General features: G+C 43.6%; 10 protein-coding genes. All 10 read left to right on the plus strand.

Annotated features, from left to right (window positions below; all coding sequences use genetic code 11):
• The 10 genes from NF859_RS04590 (at position 1) to NF859_RS04635 (ending at position 6,034) form a co-directional block, all read left to right on the plus strand.
• Positions 1–606: a 50S ribosomal protein L18 gene (locus tag NF859_RS04590; protein ID WP_004068308.1), complete on the plus strand. Its 606-nt coding sequence runs from the start codon at positions 1–3 to the stop codon at positions 604–606.
• On the plus strand, positions 603–1,310 hold the full coding sequence (rpsE, locus tag NF859_RS04595) for a 30S ribosomal protein S5 (protein ID WP_252743213.1): 708 nt from the start codon (positions 603–605) through the stop codon (positions 1,308–1,310). Before NF859_RS04590 ends, rpsE begins: the two co-directional genes overlap by 4 nt.
• An 11-nt stretch (positions 1,311–1,321) precedes the next feature.
• Positions 1,322–1,786 carry a 50S ribosomal protein L30 gene (locus NF859_RS04600; protein WP_004068299.1) on the plus strand — a complete coding sequence of 155 codons (465 nt, stop codon included), beginning with the start codon at positions 1,322–1,324 and terminating at the stop codon, positions 1,784–1,786.
• 10 nt (positions 1,787–1,796) lie between these two features.
• The gene (locus NF859_RS04605; RefSeq protein WP_004068297.1) at positions 1,797–2,240 is read left to right on the plus strand and encodes an uL15m family ribosomal protein; all 444 of its coding nucleotides are present in this window, start codon (positions 1,797–1,799) and stop codon (positions 2,238–2,240) included.
• Between the two features lie 38 nt (positions 2,241–2,278).
• Positions 2,279–3,664, plus strand: coding sequence for a preprotein translocase subunit SecY (secY, locus tag NF859_RS04610; protein ID WP_225806953.1), 1,386 nt, complete (start codon positions 2,279–2,281; stop codon positions 3,662–3,664).
• A 94-nt stretch (positions 3,665–3,758) separates the two neighbouring features.
• Positions 3,759–4,349: an adenylate kinase gene (locus NF859_RS04615; protein ID WP_042700011.1), complete on the plus strand. Its 591-nt coding sequence runs from the start codon at positions 3,759–3,761 to the stop codon at positions 4,347–4,349.
• Positions 4,342–4,869 (plus strand): DUF106 domain-containing protein, encoded by a 528-nt coding sequence (locus tag NF859_RS04620; protein ID WP_225806952.1) that lies wholly within the window; start codon positions 4,342–4,344, stop codon positions 4,867–4,869. The genes NF859_RS04615 and NF859_RS04620 overlap by 8 nt, the downstream gene beginning before the upstream one ends.
• A 46-nt stretch (positions 4,870–4,915) precedes the next feature.
• Positions 4,916–5,182, plus strand: coding sequence for a 50S ribosomal protein L34e (locus NF859_RS04625; protein WP_004068290.1), 267 nt, complete (start codon positions 4,916–4,918; stop codon positions 5,180–5,182).
• A 22-nt stretch (positions 5,183–5,204) separates the two neighbouring features.
• A complete protein-coding gene (cmk, locus tag NF859_RS04630; protein WP_004068287.1) occupies positions 5,205–5,762 on the plus strand; it encodes a (d)CMP kinase in 558 nt (185 codons plus the stop codon).
• A 20-nt stretch (positions 5,763–5,782) separates the two neighbouring features.
• Positions 5,783–6,034, plus strand: a complete 252-nt coding sequence (locus tag NF859_RS04635; RefSeq protein WP_042700002.1) for a 50S ribosomal protein L14e — start codon at positions 5,783–5,785, stop codon at positions 6,032–6,034.
• The last annotated feature ends 325 nt before the right edge of the window (positions 6,035–6,359 follow it).

The following is a 6,359-nucleotide window of genomic DNA, read 5'->3' on the forward strand; positions in this document are numbered from 1 at the left end:
ATGGCACACGGACCAAGATATAGGGTTCCATTCAGAAGGAGAAGGGAAGGTAAGACTAACTATCACAAGAGGCTTGCACTCCTTAAATCAGGCAAGCCCAGATTAGTTGTGAGAAAAACCCTCAACCACCACATAGCTCAGATAGTGCTATATGATCCAAAGGGCGACAAAACAGTTGTTTCAGCTCACACAAGAGAGCTCATGAGGGACTTTGGATGGAAGGGACACGGTGGAAATACTCCAAGCGCTTACCTCCTTGGGTTGCTCATAGGCTACAAGGCACTTGAGAAGGGAATTGAAGAGGCAATCCTTGACATAGGACTTCATCCGCCTACCAGAGGATCAAGCATCTTTGCGGTCCTTAAGGGAGCAGTTGATGCGGGATTGGAGGTTCCACACAGCGAGGAAATCTATCCGGAAGAGTACAGAATTAAAGGGGAACACATCGCTCAGTATGCAAAGATGCTTAAGGAAGAGGATGAAGAGAAGTACAGGAGACAGTTTGGAGGGTATCTCGTTAAGGGACTTGAACCTGAAAAGCTTCCCGAGCACTTTGAAGAGGTTAAGGCGAGAATCATTGAGAAATTTGAGAAGGTGAGAGCATGAGCCAGGAGTGGAAAGAATACGCTCAAAGGGTTTTAGAAGAGTGGCAACCCAAGACAAAGCTCGGTATGCTCGTTAAAGAAGGTCAGATCACTGACATTCATGAGATCTTTAGAAAGGGTTACCAGATAAAAGAGCCCGAGATAGTTGATGTACTCCTTCCTGAGGTCAACTCAAGAGAAAACCAAGAGGTTCTTGACATAGCTCTAACAGTAAGAATGACTGACAGTGGTAGAAGAGTTAGGTTTAGGGTACTGGCAGCGGTAGGAAACAGAGACGGTTACGTGGGACTTGGAATCGGCCACGGAAAGGAAGTTGGAATAGCCATAAGGAAGGCAATAAACTACGCTAAGATGAACATAATTGAAATCAAGAGGGGCTGTGGTTCTTGGGAGTGCAGGTGCAGAAGACCACACTCAATCCCATTCGCAGTCGAAGGCAAGAGCGGTAGTGTAAAGGTCAAGCTCATGCCAGGACCAAGAGGACTTGGCCTAGTTATCGGTGATGTCGGTAAGAAGATACTAAGCTTGGCGGGAGTTAAGGACGTGTGGTCCCAAACCTTGGGTGAGACGAGAACCACAGTTAACTTCGCAAAGGCAGTGTTTGAAGCACTATACAACACCAACAGTGTCGCTGTGAAGCCTGAGATGATCGAGCGTTATGGTATCGTAGTTGGTAGAGAAATGCCACAGAACTTTGAGCTGTGAGGTGAGCGAGGATGGCAAAACTTGCTTTGATTAGGATAAGGGGCAGAGTGAATGTTAAGAGACCCGTAAAAGACACCCTTGCAATGCTGAGACTCCACAAGGTAAACCACCTTGTGATCGTTGACGACACCCCAACTTACAAGGGAATGATACAAAAGGTAAAAGATTACATCACTTGGGGAGAAATAAACGCTGAAACCCTAGCAAAGCTCATAGAGAAGAGGGGAAGATTGCCTGGGAACAAGAGAGTTACAGAGGAGTACGTCCAAGAAAAGCTTGGCATGAGCATCAAAGAATTTGCTGAAAAAGTGATCAACGGAGAAATGAAGCTCAACGATCTACCAGGACTAAAGCCAGTATTTAGACTTCACCCAGCAAGAGGTGGCATTAGGAGCAAGAAGAGAACCTTCAAAGAGGGTGGAGCTTTAGGCTATAGGGGAGAGGCTATTAACGAGCTTATAGAGAGAATGCTGTGAGGTGCGCGAGATGATTAGGAGAAAGAAAAAAGTGAGAAAGCTTCGCGGTTCCCACACTCATGGATGGGGATGCAAAAAGAAGCACCGTGGTGGAGGACACAAGGGCGGTAGAGGTATGGCTGGAACAGGAAAGAGGAAGAAGACAAAATGGACATGGGTCATCAAATATGCTCCTGATCACTTAGGCAAAAGGGGTTTCAAGAGGCCTGTGGAAGTTCAAAGAGAGATAACTGCAGTGAACCTCAAATTCATTGACGAGCACCTTGACGAGCTCATGCAGCTTGGTATTGCCTACGAGGAAGAAGGAAGAATTATTGTCGATACCACTCAGTTTGCCGATAAGGTGCTTGGAACCGGGAAACTCACAAAACCACTTGTAATTAAAGCCAGAGCGTTCTCCCCCAAGGCTGAGGAGAAAATAATCCAAGCTGGGGGAGAAGCTCTGCTTGCTTGATTTTTTCTTTTTGAATAATTGCATTTGAGGTGTAATCCATGGGAGCAAGGGAAATAATTTACAAAATAGAGCATGCATTTCCAGAAATTGAAAGACCAAAAAGACATGTGCCTTTAAAGGAAAAATTTGCCTGGACAGGAGTCGCATTGTTATTGTATTTTATTATGGCACAGATACCTCTTTTTGGAATTCCCGGCCAAATACAGGACTACTTCCAGACTTTAAGAGTAGTTCTAGCGGGTAGAAACGGTAGTCTATTAACATTGGGAATAGGACCCATAGTTACCGCTGGAATTATAATGCAGCTTTTAGTCGGTTCAGAAATAATAAAGCTAGACCTTTCAAACCCCGAAGACAGGAGATTTTATCAGGCTCTGCAGAAGGTATTTGCAGTGTTCATGTGCTTCTTTGAGGCAGCTGTTTACGTATTTGCGGGAGCGTTTGGAAATCCCACATTGACAATCAAGGTACTCCTCATGCTTCAGCTCGCCTTTGGTGGAATAATGGTAATGATTATGGATGAGCTTGTGAGCAAGTGGGGAATTGGTAGCGGTATAAGTCTCTTTATTGCTGCGGGAGTCTCACAGACAATTGTTACTAGAGCTCTTAACCCATTAACAACAAATCAAGCTATAGACCCCTTAACAGGTGGTCCCGCCATAATAGGTGCTATTCCAGCCTTTATCCAGCACATAATTAAAGGTGATGTTACTGGAGCGTTATACAGAAGGGGTCTTCCAGACATGGTAAGTGTTTTGGCAACAATAGTTATCTTCTTGATAGTTGTTTACTTGGAAAGCATGAGAGTGGAGATCCCTCTCAGCTATGGAAGGGTAACTGTAAGAGGAAGATATCCAATAAGGTTCATGTATGTCAGCAACATTCCGATCATACTCACATTTGCCCTTTACGCGAACATCCAGCTCTGGGCTAGGCTTTTACAAAGACTCGGCCATCCAATTCTTGGAACTTTTGACGAAACTGGAGCGGCAGTCTCTGGGTTTGTAAGGTACGTCCTACCACCTAGAGACATATTCAGCGTTACAGCCGATCCGCTAAGGGCTTTGGTTTATGCCATATTGACCATAATGTTCTCCCTACTCTTTGGATTCCTATGGGTTGAGCTCACCGGACTTGATGCAAAGAGCATTGCGAGGCAACTGCAAAGAGCGGGATTGCAAATACCTGGCTTTAGAAGGGACCCAAGAATCTTGGAAAGGGTCCTGCAGAGATACATACCCTACGTTACATTCTGGGGAGCATTCACTTTGGCTGTTGTTGCGGTATTAGCAGACTTCCTTGGGGCACTAGGAACTGGAACTGGAATACTGCTTACAGTAGGTATCTTATACAGATTTTATGAAGAAATAGCAAGAGAGCAAGCCACCGAGATGTTCCCAGCACTGCGCAGGTTTTTCAGTTAGTTTCTTTTTTTTGTCATTCATTTTCTAAAAAACCTTATAAACCAATTTTTCTTTGTAGTCTCTGGAGTGCGAGTTTTGATCAGGGTGATAGAATATGCCATTTGTGGTGGTCATTACGGGAATCCCGGGGGTAGGAAAGAGCACAATCACAAAACTGGCCTTGAAAAGGACTCGAGCGAAATTTAGGGTAGTTAACTTTGGGGATATAATGTTCGAGGAAGCAGTCAAGGCGAAGCTAGTTACTCACAGAGACGAAATGAGGAGACTGAGCTTGAAGGTGCAGAGGGAATTGCAGCTTAAAGCCGCTCAGAGAATCCTTGAGATATCTAGAGAAGAACCCGTACTGCTCGATACTCATGCTACAATAAAAACGCCCTTGGGGTATATGCTCGGCTTTCCTAAGGAGGTAATTGAGGTTATAAACCCGAGATTTGTTGTTATAATAGAGGCAACGCCTAGTGAAATACTTGGGAGAAGACTAAGAGATCTGAAAAGAGATAGGGATGTTGAAACTGAGGAACAAATTCAGAGACATCAGGATTTAAATAGGGCTGCCGCAATAAGTTATGCAATGCATTCCAATGCACTTATAAAGATAATTGAAAATCATGAGGATAAAGGTCTGGAAGAGGCCGTTAATGAATTGGTAAAAATACTTGATCTGGCGGTGGAGGAAGATGCTTGAGGGAATATACCTGGCACTTGACAAAGTATTTGGTCCTTTAGTTACCAATGCTCACCCAATGTGGGTAGTAACAATTTCGGGAATTATACTTGGTGCCTTTTTCACATTAGTCAATCACATACTGATAGACCAAGAAAAAATGAAAAAACTACAAAAAATGAGCAGAGAATTTCAGAAGGAGTGGAAAGAGGCTCAAAAAGCAAAAGATGAGAAGAAATTAAGAAAGCTTCAACAAAAGCAGCTGGAACTTTTAAAGCTTCAAAATGAAGTTATGAAAGACTCAATGTTTAAACCAATGCTCTTTACAATGCCGATATTCTTCATATTCTTCGGGTGGATGAGAAGGTGGTATGTTGAAACGGCAATCGTGAAGTCACCGTTCAACTTTTTCCTCTTTGACTGGTTCCACAGGTTTTACCACTCTTCCCTCCAAGCCAACGAGCTGGGCTATATCGGATGGTACATCCTAACATCAATGATTGTCGGGCAGGTTTTAAGAAAGCTCTTGGACTCATATTAGTTAAATTTAAAAATGCTGCACAAAAAAGCTAAGCGGGGTGAGAAATATGAAACCAATGTACAGGTCAAGATCATGGAGAAGAAAGTACGTTAGAACTCCGGGTGGAAGGACTGTAATACACTTTGAAAAGAAGAAGCCAAAAATAGCACACTGTGCAATGTGCGGAAGACCACTAAACGGAATCCCAAGGGGAAGATCAAGTGAGTTAAGAAAGCTCCCCAAGACTAAGAAGAGACCCGAGAGGCCTATGCCACACCTCTGCCCAAGCTGCATGCGCAGAGTCATGAAGGCTCAGGTAAGGGCTGCACTCTAACCTTGGACGAAAGGGATGTACCATGCCTAAGGGATGTCTAGTGATCACAGTGAGCGGATTGGCAGGAAGTGGCACCACAACTCTCTGCAGGAATCTAGCTAAACACTACGGCTTTAAGCACGTTTATGCCGGTTTAATATTTCGACAAATGGCAAAAGAGATGGGAATGTCTCTCCAAGAATTCCAGAAATATGCTGAAATGCACCCAGAAATAGACAGGGAAGTTGATAGAAGACAAGTAGAAGCGGCAAAAGAATGCAACGTAGTTATTGAGGGTCGTTTGGCTGGATGGATGGTAAAAAATGCCGATTTAAAGATATGGCTTGATGCACCGATTCAAGTAAGGGCTCAGCGTGTAGCAAAGAGAGAGGGCATAAGTGTTGAGGAGGCATTCATGCAGATTGCCGAGAGGGAAATGCAAAATAGGAAAAGGTATTTAAACCTATACGGGATTGACATTAACGATCTCTCAGTTTATGATTTGGTTATTAACACTGCCAATTGGGGTCCCGATGGGGTCTTCGCCATTGTGAAGGCCGCCATCGACCACCTGTACCCCGATGGCGACACGGGGAAATAAAAAAGATGGAGGTGGGATGAATGCCAGCGATTGATGTTGGAAGGCTAGCCGTTGTTATTGCCGGAAGAAGGGCTGGACAAAAGGTAGTTGTTGTTGACATAATCGACAAGAACTTCGTCCTCGTTACCGGCGCTGGATTAAACAAGGTGAAGAGAAGAAGAATGAACATCAAGCACCTTGAGCCTCTCCCAGAGAAGGTTAACATTGAGAGAGGCGCCGACGACGAGGCTGTTAAGCAAGCTTTGGAAAAAGCGGGAATAAGTTTAGAGTGAAATTTTTGTTTTTCTTTTTATTATATATTGCTCTGAATATTTTTTTGTTTATGTGTTGAGTTCTTAGGAATTACTACTAACACTCTAAAAGTTTTCATACTTTCTTGATTTTGAAAAAAGAAGTCTTTAGAGAATTACTTTATTTTGAGAGAAAAAAAACCATTAGATGTGAACTAAAAGTTTAAGGGGCGTGTTTAGTTTCACCCCCTGTTATTTAAACAGTATTTGACTCTGAGGAGGATTTTCAGACCATAACACATTACCCCAAGCAGGATTCGGGTTACAGTAGTCTTTTTCAGAAAACAGGGGATCCTACTGCCAAACC

It is taken from the genome of Thermococcus alcaliphilus, from assembly GCF_024054535.1.
Lineage (GTDB): Archaea > Methanobacteriota_B > Thermococci > Thermococcales > Thermococcaceae > Thermococcus_A > Thermococcus_A alcaliphilus.

Coding starts and splice junctions, on each gene's coding strand:
- secY (WP_225806953.1), top strand. CDS start 2,279: ATGGGAGCAAGGGAAATAATTTACAAAATAGAGCATGCATTTCCAGAA.
- cmk (WP_004068287.1), top strand. CDS start 5,205: ATGCCTAAGGGATGTCTAGTGATCACAGTGAGCGGATTGGCAGGAAGT.
- rpsE (WP_252743213.1), top strand. CDS start 603: ATGAGCCAGGAGTGGAAAGAATACGCTCAAAGGGTTTTAGAAGAGTGG.
- NF859_RS04600 (WP_004068299.1), top strand. CDS start 1,322: ATGGCAAAACTTGCTTTGATTAGGATAAGGGGCAGAGTGAATGTTAAG.
- NF859_RS04615 (WP_042700011.1), top strand. CDS start 3,759: ATGCCATTTGTGGTGGTCATTACGGGAATCCCGGGGGTAGGAAAGAGC.
- NF859_RS04635 (WP_042700002.1), top strand. CDS start 5,783: ATGCCAGCGATTGATGTTGGAAGGCTAGCCGTTGTTATTGCCGGAAGA.
- NF859_RS04605 (WP_004068297.1), top strand. CDS start 1,797: ATGATTAGGAGAAAGAAAAAAGTGAGAAAGCTTCGCGGTTCCCACACT.
- NF859_RS04625 (WP_004068290.1), top strand. CDS start 4,916: ATGAAACCAATGTACAGGTCAAGATCATGGAGAAGAAAGTACGTTAGA.
- NF859_RS04590 (WP_004068308.1), top strand. CDS start 1: ATGGCACACGGACCAAGATATAGGGTTCCATTCAGAAGGAGAAGGGAA.
- NF859_RS04620 (WP_225806952.1), top strand. CDS start 4,342: ATGCTTGAGGGAATATACCTGGCACTTGACAAAGTATTTGGTCCTTTA.